The following is a 20,273-nucleotide window of genomic DNA, read 5'->3' as shown; positions in this document are numbered from 1 at the left end:
TTGAACGCGTTCAAGAAGGGGTGGGGACATGGACCTCACGGTCGTCGCGTACGTCATCTATCTGCTGGTCAGCATCGCGCTGACGGTCTGGGTGGCGCGCACGCTCAGCCACAACGGGCGGGTCTTCCTCGCCGACGTGCTGCACGGGAACGAGAAGCTCGCCGACGCCGTCAACCACCTCCTGGTGGTGGGCTTCTACCTCGTCAACCTGGGCTTCGTCGCGCTCTATCTGAACGGCGACGGCGGCGACATCACCGACGCCCGCGGGGTCTTCGAGGCCCTGTCGACCAAGCTCGGCGTCGTCCTGCTCGTCCTCGGGGTCATGCACCTCGGCAACGTGTACGTGCTCAACAAAATCCGGCGGCGGGGCGTCATGGAGCGGGAGCAGCTGCCGCCCGTCGCGCCGACGGACTGGGTCGCGCCGGCGGCCGGGGCGTGAGCACCATGACCGGCCTCAAGGCCACCCGTGACCGGGACGCCGCGCGCGTCCCGGTCCTCGGGCTCACCGTCCTCTACGACGCACGGTGCTCGCTGTGCACCTTCCTGCGCGACTGGCTGGGCAAGCAGCCCCAGCTGGTGCCGCTGCGGCTCGTGCCTGCCGGTTCCGAGCAGGCCCGGGCGCTCTTTCCCTCCCTCGACCACCGCGCCACCCTCGACGAGATCACCGTCGTCGGGGACGGCGGTCAGGTCTACCGCGGGGCCGCCGCCTGGGTCGTCTGCCTGTGGGCGCTGCGCGAGCACCGGCCGCTCGCCCACCGGCTGAGCACCCCGGCCGGGGCCCGGCTGGCCAAGGGCGCGATGCTCGCCGCCGCGAAGTGGCGCTCCGCGCACGTCCAGCAGGGGTGGGGCGGGGGCGCGTACCGGCGGGGTGACGGGTGGGTGTACGAGCCGGGTGCCGGGTGGACGTACCAGCCTCCCGGCTGTGACAGCGGCTCCTGTTCGACTCGTTAGGCTCTGTTCCCGTGCCAGCACAGACAGACAGCCCCGGCCCGGACGACACCAGCGCTCCCGGAAAGGCCCAGGAAAAGGGTCCCGCCAAGAGCGAGCAGACCCGCGCGCTGATCCTGGAGACCGCGCTGCGGCTGTTCCAGGAACGGGGGTACGACAAGACGACCATGCGGGCGATCGCCCAGGAGGCCGGGGTCTCCGTCGGCAACGCGTACTACTACTTCGCCGGCAAGGAGCACCTCATCCAGGGCTTCTACGACCGGATCGGCGCCGAGCACCAGGCGGCGATCCGGCCGGTCCTGGAGCGCGAGAAGGATCTGGAGGCGCGGATCGCGGGGGTGCTGAAGGCGTGGCTGGACGTGGCGGAGCCCTACCACGAGTTCGCGGCGCAGTTCTTCAAGAACGCCGCCGATCCGGAGAGCCCGCTCAGCCCCTTCTCCCCCGAGTCTGCGGACCCGCGCGAGGAGGCCATCGCCATACACCGCGAGGTGCTCGCCGGGTCGAAGGCGAAGGTTCCGGAGGAGCTGAGGGACGTCCTGCCCGAGCTGATGTGGCTGTCGCAGATGGGGCTCGTCCTGTACTGGGTCTTCGACCGCACGGAGGGACGCGAACGCAGCTACCGGCTCGCCGAGCGCGGCGCCCGCATCACCACCCGGGGCGTCTCACTGGCCCGCTTCCGGGTCCTGCGGCCATTGGTCCACGAGGTGCACGAGCTGTTCACGGACTTCCTGCCAGGGATGACGAAGCTGCTGCCGGATCCGGGGCGGGGCTCCACTATCGGGTGACGCCGCCAGTACAGGACACGGGGGAGACGTCCGGCCTACGATGATGTTCTCGACACCAGCCCATGGGAGGCACGTGATGTCCGCAGCAGCTGTCGAGCGACCGCACGAGGACCGGCCGCTGATCGCCGAGGCGAACCGCATCATGGACCGTCTTCCGGGCCGCCGCGTCGAGATCATCGGAGGCCAGATCTTCGTGACGCCCTCTCCTGACGTCGCTCACGCGCGGGCGCTCAAGAAGGTGACTCGCCCATTCGAATCAGCAGGTCTCGATGAGGGTGAGACCGAGGTACTCCAAGGCATCGGCATCTGGCTGCCGGGCGGTCCCGAGGATTACGCGATCCCCGACTTCTGCCTCGTCGAAGCCGACATCGACAAGCACCTCATCGAGAACAACGCCTACGACCCCGTGGCGTTCCGCCTCATCCTCGAAGTCACCTCCAGCAACTGGAGGACCGACCTCCGTGCGAAGGTCACCGCCTACGCCGAAGCTAAGGTCCCCGTCTACGTCATCGTCGACCGCGAACACCAACGCCTCCACGTCCTCACCGACCCCGCCGGAGACACGTACGCAACCCATCGCGTGCACGCCCCCGGCGAAATCGTCATCCTGCCCCGCTCCATCGGCGCCGAGGTCACTCTGGACGTCAACGAGATCCTCAAGGCCGGGCAGCCGAAGGCTAATTGACGGCGTCCACCTCCCCCTCCGTCAACTCCAGGTCGTGCACCAGCGGTTCGTCGGTCACGATGACGTGCCGGGCGCGGGCGCCGTACGACGAGGCCGTCGCCGACAGCAGATACGTGCCCGGAGCCGGGACCGAGACGATGTACGAGCCGTCCGCCAGTGAGGTCACCCGGTCCAGTTGACGCCCGCCCTTGCTGAGCAGGGTGAGGACCGCCCCGTCGACCGGCGCGCCCTCCGCGTCGCGGACGAAGCCGTGGACGACCGTCGGTCCTCCCGCCGAAGCCCGCGGCAGCGGCTCCGCCTCCTCAGCCGGCTCCACCGCCAGGTGCGGCAACCGCTTCTCCAGACCCGCCGGCAGCCACCAGTTGGACTTGCCCAGCAGATGCATCGCGGCCGGCACCAGTGCCGTACGGAGAATGAACGCGTCCAGCGCGACCGCCGCCGCGAGGCCCACGCCCGCCATCGCCGCCCCCGAGTCACCGCTGAGGACGAAGGCGAGGAAGACACAGACCATGATCAGGGCGGCGGAGTTGATGACACGGCTGGTCTCCGCGAGGCCGACCCGGACCGCCCGCGCGTTGTCCTTCGTGTGCACCCACTCCTCGTGCATCCGGCTCACCAGGAACACCTGGTAGTCCATCGAGAGGCCGAAGAGCAGGGAGAGCATGATGACGGGCAGGAAGGCGTTGATCGGGCCCTCCTTGCCGAGGCCCAGCAGGCTCAGACCCCAGCCCCACTGGAAGATCGCGACGAGGACGCCGAAGGACGCGGCGGCCGCGATCAGGTTCATCAGGGCGGCGGTCAGGGGCACCACCAGGGAGCGGAAGGCGACCATCAGGAGCAGGAAGCCCAGGCCGATGATGGTGGCGATGAAGAGCGGCAGCCGGTCACCCGTGACGGTCGAGAAGTCCTTGGAGATCGCCGTCACACCGCCGACATGCGCCTGCGCCCCCGCTTCCGGGATCACCTTCTCCCGCAGGGTGTCGATGAGCTGGTCCGTCTTCTCGGACTGCGGTGACGTGGTCGGTACGACCTGGATCACCGTGACGCCCTGCGCGGGCGGCAGCGCCGCGACCTGGGCGACGCCGTCGGTCGCGCGGATGCCCTGCACCAGCTTGTTCGTGTCGCCGCTGGTGGAGACCACCTGGAGCGGGCCGTTGAAGCCGGGGCCGAAGCCCTCCGCCAGGAGGTCGTACGCCTTCCTCGTCGTCGTCGACGCGTCGTCGTTGCCCTGGTCGGTCGCGCCGAGCCGCAGCGACAGCACCGGGATCGCGAGGATCGCCATGACGACGAGGGCCATCACGGCGATCGAGCGCGGGCGCTTCTGGACGCTCGCCGACCAGCGTGCCGCGAAGCCGCTGGCCCGCTCCGGCTCGGGGCCTTCGGCGGCCAGCTTGCGCCGCTGGCGGCGGCTGAGCACCCGGGAGCCGAGGAGACCGAGCAGCGCGGGCAGCAGCGTGACCGCCGCGAGCACGCTGAACACGACGGTGAGCGAGGTGCCGATGACCACGCCGTCCAGGAAGCGCAGGTTGGTCACGAGCATGCCGGCGAGCGCGATGCACACCGTGCCGCCCGCGAACAGCACCGCGCGCCCGGAGGTGTTGAGGGCGGTGACCGCCGACTCCTCCGGGTCCATGCCGCGCAGGATGCCGCGCCGGTGCCGGGTGACGATGAACAGCGCGTAGTCGATGCCGACACCGAGGCCGATCAGCGTGGCGAGCAGCGGGGCCAGGTCCGGTATGGACGTGACATGGCTGAGCAGCTGGGTGGAGAACAGGCCCGTGCCCACCCCGAAGATCGCGATGCCGATCGGGAGCAGCATCGCGAAGAGCGAGCCGAAGGCGAGGAAGAGGACGACCGCCGCGGCCAGGATGCCGATCATCTCGGCGAGTCCGGTGGGCGGTTCCTGCACCCGCTGGATCGCCTGACCGCCCAACTCGACGTGCAGACCGCCACGTCCGGCGCCCTGCGCGGTGTCGACCACGTCTTGCACCAGCTGCTTGGGCACCGCGTTCGCCTGCTTGGCGAAGGTGATCTGGGCGTATGCGATCTTGCCGTTGGCGCTGATCTGCGCCGCGCCCCGGTCGCCCGCGTACGGGCTGGTGACGCCGCCGACCCCCGCCATCTTGCCGATCTTCTCCAGCGCGGGCTGGATCCGGGACTGTACGGACTGGTCCCGAACGGTTCCCGTGTCGACCTTCCACACCACCGTGTCGGTGTCGCCCGCGCGCTCCGGGAAGGCCTTCTCCATCTGGTCGTACGCGCGCTTGGAGTCCGTGTTCGGAAGGGAGAAGACGTTCGCGTAATCCGTGCCCGCGGTCGAGGCCGCGGCCCCGAGCCCGAGCAGTGCCCCCACCCACAGCAACAGGACCACCAGCCGGTGCCGATAGCACCACCGTGCCAATGTCGCCACGCTCAACGCTCCTTAGTCGACCGGTCATCCGGTCGTTCGGTTGTCGGTTGGTCCCCCAGGTCCTGGAACCAACCATCGACCGGCGCGCTCGAGCGACGACACAGACCGTCCATGACTCTCAAGGAACTCCAAAGGGGGAGCCGCCCCCTGGCGTGACCCGCGCGCGGATACTGGGGGCATGACCGCTCACGAGGGGGCCACCGTACTCGTCGTCGAGGACGAGCCGAGCATCGCGGACGTCCTCGCCATCGCCCTGCGCTACCACCGCTTCGAGGTGATGACCGCGGGCACCGTCCGCCAGGCGCTCACGCTCGCCGAACGCACCCGCCCCGACGCGGCGCTGCTCGACGTGATGCTGCCGGACGGCGACGGGCGGGCGCTGGGCCGTGAACTGCGCCTGCGCCGGCCCGACCTGGCGATCGTCTTCCTCACCGCGCGGGACGCGCCCGCCGAGATCGTCGGCGCGCTCGGTTTCGGCGACGACTACATCACCAAGCCGTTCAACATCGACGAGGTCGTCGCCCGGATCACGGCCGTACTGCGCCGCACACGCCCCGACGACGTCCTTCCGCAGCGCCCGCCCCTTCGCTACGGCGAACTCGAACTGGACGAGACGACGTACTCCGTACACCGCGGGGACCGTACGGTGGAGCTCACCCCCACCGAGTACGCCCTGCTGCGCTTCCTCGTCCGCAACGGCGGCCGGATCGTGCCCAAGGAACAACTCCTGCGGCACGTCTGGCAGTACGAACACTCCGCCGAGTCGACCGTCGTCGAGACGTACATCAGCTATCTGCGCCGCAAACTCGAACCCCTCGGCCCACCGGTGATCCAGACCCGCCGGGGCGTCGGATACGGCCTCGCATGACCCCGGCGTCCCCGGACCCGGGAGTCGTCGCGGCGCATACGGAGCCCGCCCCCCGCACGGAACCCGCAACCCGGACCGAGCTCGCCCTCTGTGCGGGGATTCCCGCGTACGTGAGTGTGCGGCGCCCCCGGCGGCACCACGGGGTCCACTCGCTGCGCGGCAAGCTGACGCTCGCGAACGTGGCGTTGCTGGCGCTGGGCATCATCGTGGCGACAGCCGTCAGTCTGATGGGCATGCGGCACTATCTGCTCGACCAGGTCGACACGGAACTGTCCAAGACGCGGGAGTCGCTGACCGGTTCGCGGCTCACCCTCCACCAGATCGACTCGCTCACCGCGCTCGCCTTCGTACGCGAGCGGATGGTCCCCGGCGCGGACCGGTCCGACAAGCCGGACTCGATCTTCGCGGCGGTGGACGGCCACGGGACCCCCCTCAGCGTCGGCGGTTTCAAGCCCACCGACATCCAGCGCGCGCTGGTCGCCGCGGTGGACGACCCGAGCGCCCTCGCGCGCGACCCCGCCCTGCACGACACCACCGTGCGCGGCGCCTCCTACCGGGTCACCGGGGCCCGGCTCGCCGACGGCACCTACGTGCTGCTCGCCGCCTCCACCGACGCTCTGCACAAGGGCATCGCCAAGGCCCTCAGGCTCGATCTGAGCGTCGGAACCACGCTGTTGTCGCTGCTCGCGGTGCTGACCATGATCAGCGTGAGCCGCCGGATGCGTCCGCTGGAGGACATGGTGGAGACCTCGTCCGCCATCGCCGAGGGAGACCTCACCCGGCGCGTGCCCTCCAGCCACCATCCGACCCAGGAGGTCGAACAACTGCGGCTCGCCCTCAACTCCATGCTCCACCAGGTGGAATCGGCGTACCGGACCCGCGAGCGCAGCGCGGCGCAGCTGCGCCGGTTCGTCGCGGACGCCTCGCACGAGCTGCGCACCCCGCTGTCGGCGATCCGCGGCTACCTCCAGTTGTACGAGAAGGGGATGCTGCGCGAGCCGGGTGAGCGCCGGCGGGCCTGGGACCGGATGAACGCCGAGGCCGACCGCATGGGACGCCTCGTGGACGAACTGCTCATCCTGGCCCGCCTCGACCAGAGCCCCGAGCTGCGTTTCAAGAACGTCGACCTGAGCCGTCTCGTACGGGACGCGGCCGAGGATCTGCGGGCCCAGCAGCCCGGGCGTCCGGTGACCGTGGGCGCCGACGGGACACTGCTGGTGCACGCCGACGAGTCGGGGCTGCGGCAGGTGCTGGGCAACCTCGTGGCCAACGTACGTACCCACACACCCGCCGACGTGCCGGTGCGGCTCGGTCTCGAACGGGAGGACGGGATCGTACGGCTGTGTGTCGCGGACCAGGGGCCCGGGCTGGCGGAGGAGGACGCGGCGCGCGTCTTCGACCGGTTCTTCCGGGCGGGCGGTGGTGCGGGCAGCGGGCTGGGGATGGCGATCGTGCAGGGAGTGGTGGCCGCTCACGGAGGTGACGTGGCGGTACGGACGGCGCCGGGAGCGGGGCTGGAGGTCACGGTGACGCTGCCGACGCGGTGAGCTGCTTTAACAAGCACAGTAAGGTGCTTGAACAAGCTCGGTGACTCGCTTGAACATAAGCAAACCCGGATGACTGAACACCGGCCGGTACGAACTCGTACCCAACAGATGAAGGCGGCCCCGACCTCAGCCTGGTCCGCCGCGCCACCACCGGGCTTCGCACGGAAGGACCGCCGGGTTGTCGTTCAACACGAGCTCTCGACAGCTGTCGAAAACGGACGAGGCGCCGGAGGACATGCCCTCGCAGGAGGTCACGTCCCTGGACGCCCCCGCTCCGAGGGACACGGTCCAGGTTGAAGCGCCGGAGACGAAGCCCCCGGAGACCGGCCCCCTGAAGGCGGAAACCCCGGAAGCGAAGATCCCGGAGGCAGAGCCCCCTGAGGCGGAGACTCCCGAGGTGAGCGCTCAAGAGGCGAAGACCCCCGAAGCGGACGCCGCCGAGGCGAAGACCCCCGAAGCGGATGCCGCCAAGGCCGAGACTCCCGAGGCGGATGCCGCCAAGGCGAAGACCCCTGAAGCGGATGCCGCCAAGGCCGAGACTCCCGAGGCGGATGCCGCCAAGGCGAAGACTCCTGAAGCGGACGCCGCCGAGGCCGAGACTCCCGAAGCGGACGCCGCCAAGGCGAAGACCCCCGAAGCGGACGCCGCCAAGGCGAAGACCCCCGAGGCGGATGCCGCGGAGGCCGGTGCTCCGGAGGTCGAAGTCCCGGGGCCGGACGCCACCACACCAGCCCCCGCCGCGTCCGATACCCCCGATACCCCCGCCGCCCCCCGCCAACGCTGGTGGCGGCGGCGTGGTGGGGGTGGGTGGCGGCAGAAGTACCCGGTCGCGGCCCGCGTTCTCGCGTGGACCACCACCGCCGTGGCCGTCGCTGTCGTGGCCGCCGCGCTGCTCATGCCGACCCAGGCGGACAAGTTCCGGCTGGCCGCTTTCGTGCGTCTCCCGGTGGAGGCGATCTTCGGCGCCGCCCTGCTGATCGTCCTGCCCCGCAAGCCGCGGATCGCGGTGGCGGTGCTCACCGGGCTCGGCCTGGGCGCCCTGACCGTCGTGAACTTCCTCGACATCGGTTTCAACGAATACCTCGGGCGAGGCTTCAACGTCGTCCTCGACTGGTCGCTCTTCAGCGATGCGCAGGGATACCTCCAGGACACGTTCGGCGAGGGTGGCGCGCTCGGCATCGCGGCCCTGGCCGTGACGCTCGTGATCGCCGTACTCGCCCTCACGACGATGTCGGTGATCCGACTGGGCAACCTGGCGGCCCGGAACACCGAGACGGCGACCCGCACGACGCTGGTGCTGGCCATCGCCTGGGTCACCTGCGCGGCGCTGGGCGTGCAGTACGCCGAGGGGGTGCCCATCGCTTCGGAGCACACCATGCAGGCCCTCCAGTTCAAGGCGGACCAGGTGCGGCAGACGCTGCGGGACGAGGCCGCGTTCCGCAAGATCGCGAAGAAGGACAACTTCGCCAACACGCCGCCCGACCAGCTGCTCACCGGGCTGCGCGGCAAGGACATGATGATCACCTTCATCGAGAGCTACGGCCGCAGCGCGATCGAGGACCCGGTCATGGCGCCGGGCGTCGACGCGACGCTCACCGCCGAGAACAAGAAGCTGACCGACGCCGGGTTCGCGGCGAAGAGCGGCTGGCTGACCTCGGCGACGTACGGCGGAAGCAGCTGGCTGGGTCACTCCACCTTCATGTCGGGCCTGTGGATCAGCAACCAGCAGCGCTACCGCACCGTCACCGCGGGCGACCGCCTGACTCTCCCCGGCGCGTTCAAGAAGACGGGCGCCTGGGACACGGTCGGCGTGATGCCTGGCATCCAGAAGGCCTGGCCGGAGCAGAAGTTCTACGGCATCGACAAGCTCTACGACTCCCACAAACTCGGCTACAAGGGACCGAAGTTCAGCTGGTCGACCATGCCCGACCAGTACGCGCTGACCGCGTTCGAGCGTCTGGTGCACAGCAAGAAGCACGACAAGCCGCTGATGTCGACGATCATCCTGACCTCCAGTCACCAGCCCTGGGCGCCGATCCCCAAGCTGGTCCCGCAGGACCAGGTCGGTGACGGCTCGATCTACAACGCGATCGAGAAGGCCGGCAAGAAGCCCGCGGACATCATCACCGACTCCACGAAGTCGAAGCAGGAGTACGGCAAGTCCATCCAGTACTCGGTGTCGAGCCTCATCAACTACCTGGTGAAGTACGGCAACAAGAACACCGTGCTGATATTCCTCGGCGACCACCAGCCCATCGCCCGGGTCAGCGGCAACCACGCCAGCCGTGATGTGCCGGTCTCGATCGTCGCCAAGGACCCGAAGGTCCTGGACAAGATCGCCGACTGGAACTGGGCGGACGGCCTGCAGCCGAAGCAGGACACCCCGGTCTGGAAGATGAACGCCTTCCGCGACCGCTTCCTGACGGCGTACGGCTCGACCCCGGCGCCGTGATTCAGGGCGCCGGGGCCGCCACGAGGGCCCACACGGTCTTGCCGTAGCGGCCCCGGCTCCACACGGCCCCACGCCACGGCGACGCCCTCCACGAGGTGGAGGCCCCGGCCGGTCTCCTCCCCCACGGAGACCGGCCGCAGCCGTGGTGCGGCGAGACCCTCGTCGGAGACCTCCACGAAGCAGGAGCCGTCGGCGAGGGCGGTCACCGCGACCTCGAACTCCCCTTCACCAAGGGGTCCGTGGCGTACGGCGTTGGCCACGAGCTCGGAGACGATCAGGACGACGTCCGCGAGCGCCGGGTCGTCGGGGCCGTGGCCCCAGTCCCGCAGATGGTCGCGCACCCGGCGCCGGGCGAGTCCGACGGACGCCGTATGCCGGGGCAGCCGGAACGCGTGGCGCCTCAACAGGTCAGCTCCTCACCCCGCACACATCCCCGGCACACAGTGCGCACATGGTGCTGCGTCGGGCGAGAGCGCTGTGTCACCGGAGTGGGGGGCCACCCCGCGAGATCACGTCACATGTCATATCCAGCTCAGCCGCCAGAGGCGGAAGACACCGGTTCCGTCCGACAGATACTGGCCGCCTCCGACGTCCTCACTGCTGAGTACATACTCCTTGCGCTGCCACAGGGGAATCAGGGGAACATCGCGGGCCACGATTCCCTGCAGCGCCTGGAAGTCGTCCGCCGTACGGCTGCGGTCCTCGTAGTGCTGACTGTCCTGAATCAGCCGGTCCACGTCCTTGTCGCTGTACCCGTTCTTCATGCTGTTGCCGGTGCCGACGAGCGGGGTGCTGAAGGTGTCCGGGTCCGGGAAGTCGGCGACCCAGCCGACCGCCCAGGCGTCCAACTGGCCCTCGGCGTACCGCTTCTGGAAGTCGGTCCACTCGTAGCCCTTGATGTCCACCTTGAACAGGCCGCTCGCCTCCAGCTGCCGCTTGAGCTCGGTGGCCTCCTCACCCGCGGCGCCCCGTCCCTCGGCGTACCCGTAGGTGAAGCGCACCGGCAGCGACACCCCGGCCTCGGTCAGCAGGGCCTTCGCCTTCTTCGCGTCGGGCTTGGGGTAGGCGTCGAAGAACGACGTCGAGTGCCCCGTGATGCCCGCCGGGATCAGCCCGTACAGCGCGTCGGTCGTCCCCTTGTACGTCTGGCTGACCAGTTCCTCGCGGTTGATCAGCGCGGCGACGGCCTGCCGTACGAGGCGGTTGTGCAGGGGCGAGTTCGCGCGGACGTTGAGGACGAGGTTGCGGGTCTCGGCACTGTCGGACTCGGTGACGTGCTGGTTCGGGTCGCTCGGCGAGAGGGTGGCGAGCGTCGCAGGCGGCAGCTGGCGCGTCGCGACGTCGACCTGCTTCGCCTTCCAGGCGGTCTCCAGTGCCTTGGGGGTGGCGTAGTAGCGCAGCACGGTGGGCGTGCCGCTCCCCTCGACGGCGCCCTTGTAGTGCTTGTTGGGGGCGAGGACGGCCCGCTTGTCCTTCGTATACGTCTTCAGTACGTACAGTCCGGTGCCGTCGGCGCCCGCGTCCTTGCGCAGGGCGCGCTTCGGGTAGCGGGTGTGGTCGACGATCGACCCGGCCCCGGTGGCCACCTTGAAGGGAAAGGTGGCGTCCGGCGAGGACAGGTGGAAGGTGACCTTGAGGCCCTTGGCGTCGACCGAGCCGAGGGTGGAGAGCAGGGACGCGGGCCCCACCTCGGAGTTGATGGCCTTGACCCGGTCGAAGGAGAACTTCACGTCCTCGGCGGTCACCTTGCTCCCGCTCGGGAAGGTCAGGTCGTCGCGCAGGGTACAGGCATAGGTCCGCAGTCCCGTGCCCACGAACCCGCAGCTCTTCGCCGCGTCCGGCACGGGGGCTGCGCCACCGGGCTCGAACGTCAACAGCGACTGGAACACATTGCTGAACAGGGCCCAGGAGCCGGCGTCGTACGCGCCCGCCGGGTCGAGTGACGTGACGGCGTCCGTCGTCCCGACCGTGATGGTCCTGTTGTCGTTCTCCTTCGACGGCAGTAACTGCCAGCCGCCCACGCCCACGGCCGCCAGTACCACCAGCACCGCGAGAATTCGTATGCGAACCGATCGCATCGGCGCCCCTCCCCAGGCCACGCCCCGTGTCACTCCCCAGTGACGCGGATCACCCAACCACAGGTGTTTCGTCTGAGGGAAGAGGTGTCCGAAGAATCAAACGGGGTATTGGGAAAGGCCGTTTCGCCCCTGTTTCACAGCCGGTTCTCAGGTTCGCTTTCTCGGGCGCTTTTCTCAGGCGCTTTTCTCAGGCTCGCGCCATCAGGCTTGCAGGGACGCCAGTTCCACGACGGTGATGTCCGACGGCGCGCCCACCCTGGTCGGCGGCCCCCACGCACCCGCGCCCCGGGAGACGTACAGCTGCGTGTCGCCGTACCGCTCCAGGCCCGCGACCGTGGGATTGGCCAGTTCCGCGATGTAGTTGCCCGGCCAGAGCTGTCCGCCGTGGGTGTGCCCGGAGAGCTGGAGGTCGACACCGTGCTTGACGGCGTCGTGGATCTGGACCGGCTGGTGGGCGAGCAGCACCACGGCCCGCGCGGTGTCCCGGTCCCCCAGCGCCCTCTCGAAGTCGGGCCCGTGCCCCTCGCTCTCCCCCGCGACGTCATTGACGCCCGCGAGATCGAATCCGGCCATTTCCGTCCGGGCGTTCTCGAGCGGGTGCAGACCCAGTTCCCGTACTTCCCGGACCCATTGCGCGGCGCCTGAGTAGTACTCGTGGTTGCCCGTGACGAAGTACGAGCCGTGCCGTGCCCGCAGCCGCGCGAGGGGCGCCGCGGCGGGTCCGAGGTCCTTCACACTCCCGTCGACGAGGTCCCCGACCACCGCGATCAGGTCGGGCTGTGTCGAGTTGATCGTGTCGACGACTCGCTGACAGAAGTCCCGCCCGAGGGTGGGCCCGAGGTGGATGTCACTGACGACGGCGATCCGGTACCCATGAGCGGACCGGGGCAGTCTGGCCAGCGGCACGGTGACCCGCTTCACCCGGGGCCCGCGCAGAACCCCGTACGTCCCGTATCCCACGGTTCCCACGGCGACGGCCGCGGCCGCCCCGCCGACGGCACGCGCGACGAAGAGCCGCCGCGAGGGGGTGGTGACGGACCGCTGCGGTTCGGCAGGCGGGGGCTCCTGGGGGGCCGCTCCCGTCGGCACCGACTCCATGTGCGGCACCGACTCCGTCTGCGGCACGGGTGCCGGGTTCGGTACGGCCGCGGAGGGTGCCGCGCGCCGCTCCACGACCCGGCGCAGCAGCGGTCGTACGACCTCCCCCGCCACCGCCCCCAGCAGCAGATAGATGGACAGCGCCATCCACAGGAACCCGGGCCAGGCCAGCACCCGCTGGAGCCAGAAGGGCGCACCGGCGCGCTCCGCGGCGACCGCGGCGATCATCAGCACCGGCCCGGCGACGAAGACCACCGTGCCCGCGCGCCGGGCGAGCCCCGGACCGGACGTCGTGTCGCGCACCAAGCGGCGCCACACGTACCAGTACAGCCCCGCGACCGCGGCGAGGGCGAGCAGTCCCACCAGTACGAAGACGATGACCAAGACGCCGTATCCCCCGTCGCGTGCCGTTTTGTTCGCTCGCCCCCCGTTCGTCCCCTGTTGTTATGACGTCTGGCGCAATGCGCGCAGTCCGCGGAACCCGATGCCTCCGACGACCGTCCCCAAGACAAAGGAGACGACCGCGAGCGTCAGGTGCACCCAGAAGTACGCCGTCGGATCCCCCGCGTCGTTGAACGCGAGTCCGCTGCCGTCCTTCCACAAATTCTTGACGAAAGTGACCCAGATGATCCAGCTCCACACTCCGAAAGCGAGCAGGAACCAGGAGACGGGGCGGCTGAGCTTCATGGGTCCAGTATCGCCGCCGCCGGCCGGGACCCGGCGCCGGGGTGGCCGGGACCTGGGGACTCCAGGTTCCGGTGATGGGACTTCCCGGCCCGCGCCCTGTACTTTCTCGACCGTGCCCGTCACCAAAAAGACCATCCGGCGATCGATGCTGGTCACTTCCGCCACCCTGTTGTCTCTTTCGCTGACGACGACCGTCCCCGTCTTCGCAGCCGACAAGCCGTCGCCGTCACCGACGGCGAGCCCGAGCGCGACTCCCCCGGCGAACATGTCGACGGTGGGCGGAGCCCGGCTGGGACAGGCCGGGACCCAGGTGAATCTCGGCGCGAGCGCCCCGGTGCTGCCCAAGGGTGTGACCGCGCGCTCCTGGATCGTCACCGACGCCGAGTCGGGCGACGTGCTGGCCGCCCACAACGCGCACTGGCGGCTGCCCCCGGCGAGCACGCTGAAGATGCTCTTCGCCGACACCGTGCTGCCGAAGTTCCCCAAGACCGAGCAGCACAAGGTCGCTGTCACCGACCTCTCGGGCATCGGCGCGGGCTCCAGCATGGTGGGGATAAAGGAGGAGGAGACGTACACCGTGCACGATCTGTGGCTCGGTGTCTTCCTGCGCTCCGGCAACGACGCCGTGCACGTGCTGTCGGCGATGAACGGCGGTGTCGAGCAGACGGTCAAGGACATGCAGGCGCACGCCGAGGACCTGCAGGCCCTCGACACGCACGTGGTCAGCCCGGACGGCTACGACCAGCCGGGCCAGGTGTCGTCGGCGTACGACCTGACACTGTTCGCCCGTTCCGGGCTGCAGAAGAAGGACTTCCGGGAGTACTGCTCGACGGTGCGGGCGAAGTTCCCGGGCGAGACGAAGAAGGACGACAAGGGGAAGACGACCCGCGAGTCCTTCGAGATCCAGAACACCAACCGGCTGCTGACCGGCGACACCGACGTCTCCACGTACCAGGGCATCGCGGGGGTGAAGAACGGCAACACCACCAACGCGGGCGCCACCTTCACCGGTGTCGCCGAGCGGAACGGCAAGGTGCTGCTGGTCACCGTGATGAACCCCGAGAAGGACGAGCACAACGAGGTCTACAAGGAGGCCGCGCAGCTGCTCGACTGGGGCTTCAGCGCGACAGGCAAGGTCACGCCGGTGGGCGAGCTGGTGCCGCCGAAGGGCATCGACACCGGTGCGCAGACGGGTGCGACCGCGTCCGCCGGATCCAACACGCCGGTGTCGACCGGGGACCAGGGGGCCAAGTCCTCATCGAAGCCGGTGGCCGCCTCCGCGGCGGCGAAGGACGGCTCCAGCGGGATCGGAATCGCCCTGGCCATCACGGGCGGCCTCCTCGTCCTGGTCGCCGGCGCCGTCTTCCTCGTCAACCGCCGCTGGCCCCTCCCCGACCTGATGCGCCGCCGCCACTGACCTCCCCGAAGTCCCCGGGCTCCGCGGGCTCGTCGGGCTCGTCGTCGCGTTGCTTCGGGCCGGAGTCGGCATGTCCCGTGGCCGTCCAGGAGGCGCAGAACAGGACCAGTTTCGAGGTGAAGTTGATCCACAGCAGCAGCGCTACGGGCACACCGAAGGCGCCGTACATGCTCTTCGACGCCACGCCTCGCATATAGCTGCTGAGCAGCAGCTTGAGCAGTTCGAAGCCGACGGCGCCCATCAGCGCGGCGACGACGAGCCGGTGGCGCGGCGGCTCGACGCCCGGCAGCAGGGTCAGGACGTACAGGAGCACAAGGAAGTCGGTGAGTACGGCGACGGCGAACGCGGCGGACTGCAGCAGCACGCTCCCCCAGTCGTGTTCGCCGATGCCGAGCTGCCGGGCCGTCAAGCCGACCAGCGAGGACGCGACGGTGGAGACGGCGATGGTGACGAGTACGGCACCGCCGAGTCCGACGAGGATCCCGGCGTCCAGGAGCTTGCGCAGGAGGGGGTTCTCCTCCCTGTCGGGCAGCTCCCAGACCGCGCGCAGACAGTCCCGCATGGAGCCGACCCAGCCGATGCCGGTGAACAGCAGGACGGCGCCCGCGATGAGCCCGATGGTGCCGGCGTTCTGGACCAGCCCGTTGATGTCGAGCTGGTCGGAGATGCCCGGCACCTGATCGGCGATCTTGTCCTGGAGCTCCTTCTGCCGCTGGCTGGTGAGGGTGGCGGCGGCGATCGCGGCGCCGACGGTCAGCAGCGGGAAGAGCGCCACGAAGCTGATGAAGGTCATCGCGGCGGCGAGCCGCGTCCACTTCACCCGGTCCAGACGCTCGTACGACCGCCACCCGTGCGTGGCCGTCAGGCGGGCGACCAACGGCCCCACGCCCGGAAGCTTCTTCAGCCAGTCCATGATCCGACTCTGCCCTCACCTCGGAAGACCAATGTCCGGGTACCCCAAAAACGCAGGACCGTGGCGAGTGCCATACCGATCCCCGCGCCGGAGACCGTGTCGGCGCGCCGCGAGGTGAGCCCGAGGCCATAGTGGCTGACGGCGACGCACAGGAGCTGGACGAGGGCGCCCGCGAGGTTCACAGCGAGGAAGGCGGCGTAGCGGCGGGGCCCCCGCACGGGGTGGCGCCGGTAGGTACCGAGCGCGTTGCCGGTGTAGGCGACCGAGCAGCCCGCCACGAACGACAGCGCCTTGGCGGTGAGCGGGTCGAGGCCCACCGGGCCGCGCAGCCAGAGGAAGAGTCCGAGGTCGGCGGCGTAGGCGAGGACACCGACGGTGGCGAAGCCCAGGAGCTCCTGGGTCAGGGGCCGCTGGGCGAGGCTCACCAGTTCACGACCGCGAGCCCGTACATCGCGAGCCACACCAGTCCGATCAGGGCGAGCGCGCGGTCGCGCAGGACCACGTCCTCGGGCTCGCCCGCCGCGCCCCGGTCGGCGAAGACGGCGTAGCGCAGGACGGCCAGGATGAAGGCGACCATGGACAGTTGGCGCCAGGGCAGCACCCCGGCGCTGGGCACGCCGTCCTCCTCCAGGGCCCACAGGCAGTAGCCGAGGACGGCGACCCCGGCGGCCAGCTGCCAGACGAAGCGCAGATAGCCGGTGGTGTACTCGGTGAGCAGCGCGCGGGTGGCACCGGCGTTCCCGGCCAGCTGGAGGGCTTCGGAGTACCGTTTCGCCGCCACCATGAAGAGCGCCCCGAAGCCCGTGGTGATCAGGAACCAGCGGGAGAGCGGGATGCCGAGGGCGAGCCCGCCGATCATCGCCCGCATCAGGAACCCGGTCGTCACGATGGCGAGGTCGACGACCAGGACGTGCTTGAGGCTGACGCAGTAGGCCAGTTGCATGCCGAGGTAGGCGGTCAGCAGTGCCGCGGTGACCGGGGAGGACAGCAGTGCGGCGGCGGTCGGGGCGAGGACGGCGAGGACGCCTCCCGCGGCGTACGCGAGAGGGACGGGGACCTGGCCCGCGGCGACCGGACGGTGGCGCTTGACCGGGTGGGCGCGGTCGGCTTCGGCGTCCCTGGCGTCGTTGATCAGGTAGACGGCGGCGGCGCAGGCCGTGAACAGGACGAAGACGAGCGCGAGTTGGATCACGGCATGCCGGGAGAAGAGCTGGCCCGCCGCCGCCGGGGCGGCCACGACCAGCAGGTTCTTCACCCACTGGCGGGGACGGGTGGTCCTGAGGAGACCCCGGGCGAGGCCGGTGAGGGTCCGCACGGGAACCGGGGCGGTCGGCGTGGGGTCCAGGAGCACCGTGCGTTCAGCCATGGCCGGCCTCGATCCAGCGGGCGCCCAGACGGGCCGTCAGGGCGCCCAGGGCGGCGCCCGCGAGCACGTCCGAGGGGTAGTGGACGCCGGCCACCAGCCGGGAGAGGCACATCGCGGCGGCGAGCGGCGGCAGCGGGCGGACTCCGAGCGCGCCGAAGGCGACCGCCGCGGCCGTCGCGGAGGCCGCGTGGGAGCTGGGGAACGAGTGACGTCCGGCCGTGCGCACCAGCGGGACGACGTGCGCGGGGCGTGGACGGCGCACGATCCGCTTCACGCCCATGCTGGCGAGGTGCGCGGTGGCGGTGAGCGCCGTGCCGCGCAGCCACGCGCCGCGCCGCCCGTGGTCGACCACCACGCCCGTGAGCCCGGCCGCGAGCCACAGCACGCCGTGCTCCCCGCTCCAGGACAGGGCGCGTGCGACGGCCGCCACGCGTGGATCCGTGCCGCGCTCGCGGAGGGCCGACAGCAGCCGACGGTCCATGCCGTCCCACCGTCGGCGGTCCATGTCGTCAAGGTCGTCCATGTGATCTCACTCTTCTAGGGAGTGGCCACAGAATTACGGAAATCTTGTACGACATCCCATTAATCACCCATTTCGGTGAGGAGCCGCGAAGACGGGAGAGGTGAGGGCTTTATGCGCCTTTTTCGCCGATACGGTCACGGTCATGCCTGCCGACACCGCCTCCGACCCGGCCGGATCCGCCTCCGACCCGGCCGAACCCGTCTCCGTCACGGGCTGGGGCCGCACCGCCCCGACCACCGCCCGTCTGGTCCGCCCGCGCACCTACGAGGAAGCGGCGGCCGCCGTCCGCGCCTGCGGGGTCCGCGGAGGCATCGCCCGGGGCCTGGGCCGGGCGTACGGGGACGCGGCGCAGAACGCGGGCGGGGCCGTGCTCGACATGACCGGCCTCGACCGCGTCCACGCGATCGACGTCGACGGCGGGACCGTGCTCTGCGACGCGGGCGTGAGCCTGCACCGGCTGATGGAAGTCCTGCTCCCGCTCGGCTGGTTCGTGCCGGTCACGCCCGGGACCCGCTATGTGACCGTCGGCGGCGCGATCGGCGCGGACGTCCACGGCAAGAACCACCACGTGTCCGGCTCGTTCGCCCGCCACGTCCTCTCCTTCGAACTGCTGACCGCGGACGGCGCGATCCGCACGGTGGGCCGGGACACCCCCCTCTTCGACGCCACCGCGGGCGGCATGGGCCTGACCGGGGTGATCCTCACGGCGACCCTCCGGCTCCAGCCCGTCGCGACCTCGCTGATGTCCGTCGACACCGAACGCGCGGTAGACCTGGACGACCTGATGGCCCGTCTCACCGCCACGGACCACCGTTACCGGTACTCGGTCGCCTGGATCGACCTGCTCGCGCGCGGCCGCTCGACGGGACGCTCGGTGCTCACCCGCGGGGAACACGCCCCCCTGGACGCGCTCCCCGCACGCGCGCGCCGGCGCCCGCTGGCGTTCCGCCCACCGCGGTTCCCGTCCGCGCCCGCCTTCGTACCGGAGGGGCTGCTCGGCCGCGGAACGGTGGGCCTCTTCAATGAGCTCTGGTACCGGAAGGCGCCCCGCGCGCGTGCCGGTGAGCTACAGCGGATCTCGGCCTTCTTCCACCCGCTCGACGGGGTGCCGCACTGGAACCGGGTCTACGGGCGCGGCGGCTTCGTGCAGTACCAGTTCGTCGTCAGGCACGGATGCGAGGAGGCCCTGCGGCACATCGTGCGGCGCATCGCCGAACGCCGGTGCCCGTCCTTCCTCGCCGTCCTGAAGCGTTTCGGTGAGGGCGATCCGGGCTGGCTCTCCTTCCCGATGCCGGGCTGGACCCTCGCCCTGGACATCCCCGCGAACCTGCCGGGCCTCGGTGCCTTCCTCGACGAGTTGGACGAGCAGGTCGCCGGAGCGGGCGGACGCGTGTACCTGGCGAAGGACGCGCGGCTGCGGCCCGAACTGCTGGCCTGCATGTATCCACGGCTGACCGAATTCCGGCAGCTGCGGGCCGAGTTGGACCCGCGCGGCGTGTTCACCTCCGACCTGTCCCGCCGCCTCGACCTCTAGAACCGTTCAACCGTCCCGCCGCCTCGACCTCTAGAACCGTTCAACCGTCCCGCCGCTCGACCTCTAGAACCGTCCCGCCTCCTCACCCCTCTAGGAGTTGTCATGAAGGACGCCTTCGGAGCCCCGCAGTCCCTGCTGATCCTCGGCGGCACGTCCGAGATCGCGCTGGCCACGGCGCGCCGTCTGATCGCCCGGCGCACGCGCACGGTGTGGCTCGCCGGACGGCCCTCGCCGTCCCTGGAGCGGGACGCCGAGCACCTGCGCGGACTGGGCGCGGACGTCCGTACCCTCGCCTTCGACGCGCTCGACCCCGAGTCCCACGAGACGGTCCTCGGCAAGGTCTTCGCCGAGGGCGACCTCGACATGGTGCTGCTCGCCTTCGGGGTCCTCGGCGACCAGGCCCGGGACGAGCGGGAGCCGGTGGCCGCCGCCCGGATCGCGCAGACCAACTACACGGGCGCGGTGTCGGCCCTGCTGGTGTGCGCGCGGGCCCTCCAGACGCAGGGGCACGGCTCCCTCGTGGTGCTCTCCTCGGTCGCGGGCGAGCGCGCCCGCCGCTCCAACTTCATCTACGGGTCGAGCAAGGCGGGCCTGGACGCCTTCACCCAGGGGCTGGGCGACGCGCTGCACGGCACCGGCGTCCACGTGATGGTCGTACGCCCGGGGTTCGTCCGTACGAAGATGACCGCGGGGCGCGCGGAAGGACCCATGGCCACCACACCGGAGGCGGTCGCGACGGCCATCGAGGTGGGGCTGCGACGGCGCTCGGAGACGGTGTGGGTGCCGGGGGCGCTGCGGCTGGTGATGGCGGCGCTGCGGCACGTACCGCGAGCGCTGTTCCGCCGCCTGCCGATCTAGACCGACCGCGGCTAGTGCCGCAACAGGCAACGTTCGCCCCGTCGCGACGCCCGGCACGCACTCTCGCCGCACCGGCCGAAAGCCCAAGTACGTCCAGTACGAGG

The 20,273-nt window shown here is 70.3% G+C and carries 18 protein-coding genes and 1 pseudogene; 10 read left to right on the top strand and 9 right to left on the bottom strand.

Translation table 11 applies throughout. The annotated features are described in order from the left end of the window. Window positions 1–28: 28 nt before the first annotated feature. The 4 genes from ABZ656_RS31345 (at window position 29) to ABZ656_RS31330 (ending at window position 2,418) form a co-directional block, all read left to right on the top strand. On the top strand, window positions 29–439 hold the full coding sequence (locus ABZ656_RS31345; RefSeq protein WP_101400246.1) for a hypothetical protein: 411 nt from the start codon (window positions 29–31) through the stop codon (window positions 437–439). Window positions 440–444: 5 nt separating this feature from the next. Next, on the top strand, window positions 445–951 hold the full coding sequence (locus ABZ656_RS31340) for a DCC1-like thiol-disulfide oxidoreductase family protein (RefSeq protein WP_101403695.1): 507 nt from the start codon (window positions 445–447) through the stop codon (window positions 949–951). Window positions 952–962: 11 nt separating this feature from the next. Then, entirely contained in the window at window positions 963–1,733 is a 771-nt protein-coding gene (locus ABZ656_RS31335) for a TetR family transcriptional regulator (protein ID WP_101400245.1), read from the top strand. 76 nt (window positions 1,734–1,809) lie between these two features. Next, entirely contained in the window at window positions 1,810–2,418 is a 609-nt protein-coding gene (locus ABZ656_RS31330) for a Uma2 family endonuclease (protein ID WP_097285954.1), read from the top strand. Here ABZ656_RS31330 and ABZ656_RS31325 read toward each other — a convergent pair. Continuing rightward, entirely contained in the window at window positions 2,411–4,819 is a 2,409-nt protein-coding gene (locus ABZ656_RS31325; RefSeq protein WP_360272189.1) for an MMPL family transporter, read from the bottom strand. The two genes, ABZ656_RS31330 and ABZ656_RS31325, sit on opposite strands and share 8 nt — an antisense overlap. A 187-nt stretch (window positions 4,820–5,006) precedes the next feature. On the opposite strand from ABZ656_RS31325, the gene ABZ656_RS31320 reads away from it, so the two are divergent. From ABZ656_RS31320 to ABZ656_RS31310, 3 genes are all read left to right on the top strand, one after another. Then, the gene (locus tag ABZ656_RS31320) at window positions 5,007–5,696 is read left to right on the top strand and encodes a response regulator transcription factor (protein WP_054233711.1); all 690 of its coding nucleotides are present in this window, start codon (window positions 5,007–5,009) and stop codon (window positions 5,694–5,696) included. Next, window positions 5,693–7,243: a HAMP domain-containing sensor histidine kinase gene (locus tag ABZ656_RS31315; RefSeq protein WP_360272149.1), complete on the top strand. Its 1,551-nt coding sequence runs from the start codon at window positions 5,693–5,695 to the stop codon at window positions 7,241–7,243. Before ABZ656_RS31320 ends, ABZ656_RS31315 begins: the two co-directional genes overlap by 4 nt. 178 nt (window positions 7,244–7,421) lie before the next feature. Continuing rightward, window positions 7,422–9,695, top strand: coding sequence for a sulfatase-like hydrolase/transferase (locus tag ABZ656_RS31310; protein ID WP_360272146.1), 2,274 nt, complete (start codon window positions 7,422–7,424; stop codon window positions 9,693–9,695). Window position 9,696: 1 nt separating this feature from the next. Here ABZ656_RS31310 and ABZ656_RS31305 read toward each other — a convergent pair. The 4 genes and pseudogenes from ABZ656_RS31305 to ABZ656_RS31290 form a co-directional block, all read right to left on the bottom strand. Next, a pseudogene (locus tag ABZ656_RS31305) lies at window positions 9,697–10,102 on the bottom strand (ATP-binding protein). A 114-nt stretch (window positions 10,103–10,216) separates the two neighbouring features. Next, entirely contained in the window at window positions 10,217–11,773 is a 1,557-nt protein-coding gene (locus ABZ656_RS31300; RefSeq protein WP_360272143.1) for an ABC transporter substrate-binding protein, read from the bottom strand. Window positions 11,774–11,974: 201 nt separating this feature from the next. Further along, the gene (locus ABZ656_RS31295) at window positions 11,975–13,255 is read right to left on the bottom strand and encodes a metallophosphoesterase (RefSeq protein WP_360272140.1); all 1,281 of its coding nucleotides are present in this window, start codon (window positions 13,253–13,255) and stop codon (window positions 11,975–11,977) included. Window positions 13,256–13,315: 60 nt separating this feature from the next. Then, window positions 13,316–13,558 (bottom strand): SCO4848 family membrane protein, encoded by a 243-nt coding sequence (locus tag ABZ656_RS31290; protein WP_054233715.1) that lies wholly within the window; start codon window positions 13,556–13,558, stop codon window positions 13,316–13,318. Between the two features lie 112 nt (window positions 13,559–13,670). Here ABZ656_RS31290 and ABZ656_RS31285 point away from each other — a divergent pair, with 112 nt between their 5' ends. Further along, window positions 13,671–14,975: a D-alanyl-D-alanine carboxypeptidase gene (locus ABZ656_RS31285; RefSeq protein WP_360272136.1), complete on the top strand. Its 1,305-nt coding sequence runs from the start codon at window positions 13,671–13,673 to the stop codon at window positions 14,973–14,975. Here the strand turns inward: ABZ656_RS31285 and ABZ656_RS31280 are convergent. From ABZ656_RS31280 to ABZ656_RS31265, 4 genes are read right to left on the bottom strand one after another with little or no spacing between them, the layout of a single operon-like run. After that, window positions 14,929–15,888 carry a YihY/virulence factor BrkB family protein gene (locus tag ABZ656_RS31280; RefSeq protein ID WP_101400237.1) on the bottom strand — a complete coding sequence of 320 codons (960 nt, stop codon included), beginning with the start codon at window positions 15,886–15,888 and terminating at the stop codon, window positions 14,929–14,931. The genes ABZ656_RS31285 and ABZ656_RS31280 overlap by 47 nt on opposite strands. Beyond that, complete coding sequence (locus tag ABZ656_RS31275) at window positions 15,876–16,313, bottom strand: GtrA family protein (protein ID WP_101400236.1); 438 nt, start codon at window positions 16,311–16,313, stop codon at window positions 15,876–15,878. The genes ABZ656_RS31280 and ABZ656_RS31275 overlap by 13 nt, the downstream gene beginning before the upstream one ends. After that, entirely contained in the window at window positions 16,310–17,254 is a 945-nt protein-coding gene (locus ABZ656_RS31270; protein ID WP_101400235.1) for a decaprenyl-phosphate phosphoribosyltransferase, read from the bottom strand. Before ABZ656_RS31270 ends, ABZ656_RS31275 begins: the two co-directional genes overlap by 4 nt. Next, window positions 17,247–17,777, bottom strand: a complete 531-nt coding sequence (locus ABZ656_RS31265) for a phosphatase PAP2 family protein (RefSeq protein WP_101400234.1) — start codon at window positions 17,775–17,777, stop codon at window positions 17,247–17,249. The genes ABZ656_RS31270 and ABZ656_RS31265 overlap by 8 nt, the downstream gene beginning before the upstream one ends. 142 nt (window positions 17,778–17,919) lie before the next feature. Here ABZ656_RS31265 and ABZ656_RS31260 point away from each other — a divergent pair, with 142 nt between their 5' ends. Next, window positions 17,920–19,311, top strand: coding sequence for an FAD-binding oxidoreductase (locus tag ABZ656_RS31260; protein WP_360272130.1), 1,392 nt, complete (start codon window positions 17,920–17,922; stop codon window positions 19,309–19,311). Between the two features lie 102 nt (window positions 19,312–19,413). After that, window positions 19,414–20,169, top strand: coding sequence for a decaprenylphospho-beta-D-erythro-pentofuranosid-2-ulose 2-reductase (locus ABZ656_RS31255; protein ID WP_360272127.1), 756 nt, complete (start codon window positions 19,414–19,416; stop codon window positions 20,167–20,169). Window positions 20,170–20,273: the final 104 nt, after the last annotated feature.

The sequence above is a fragment of the Streptomyces sp. NPDC007095 genome, assembly GCF_040634475.1.
GTDB lineage: Bacteria > Actinomycetota > Actinomycetes > Streptomycetales > Streptomycetaceae > Streptomyces.
This window is presented reverse-complemented; position numbering and strand designations above follow the sequence as displayed.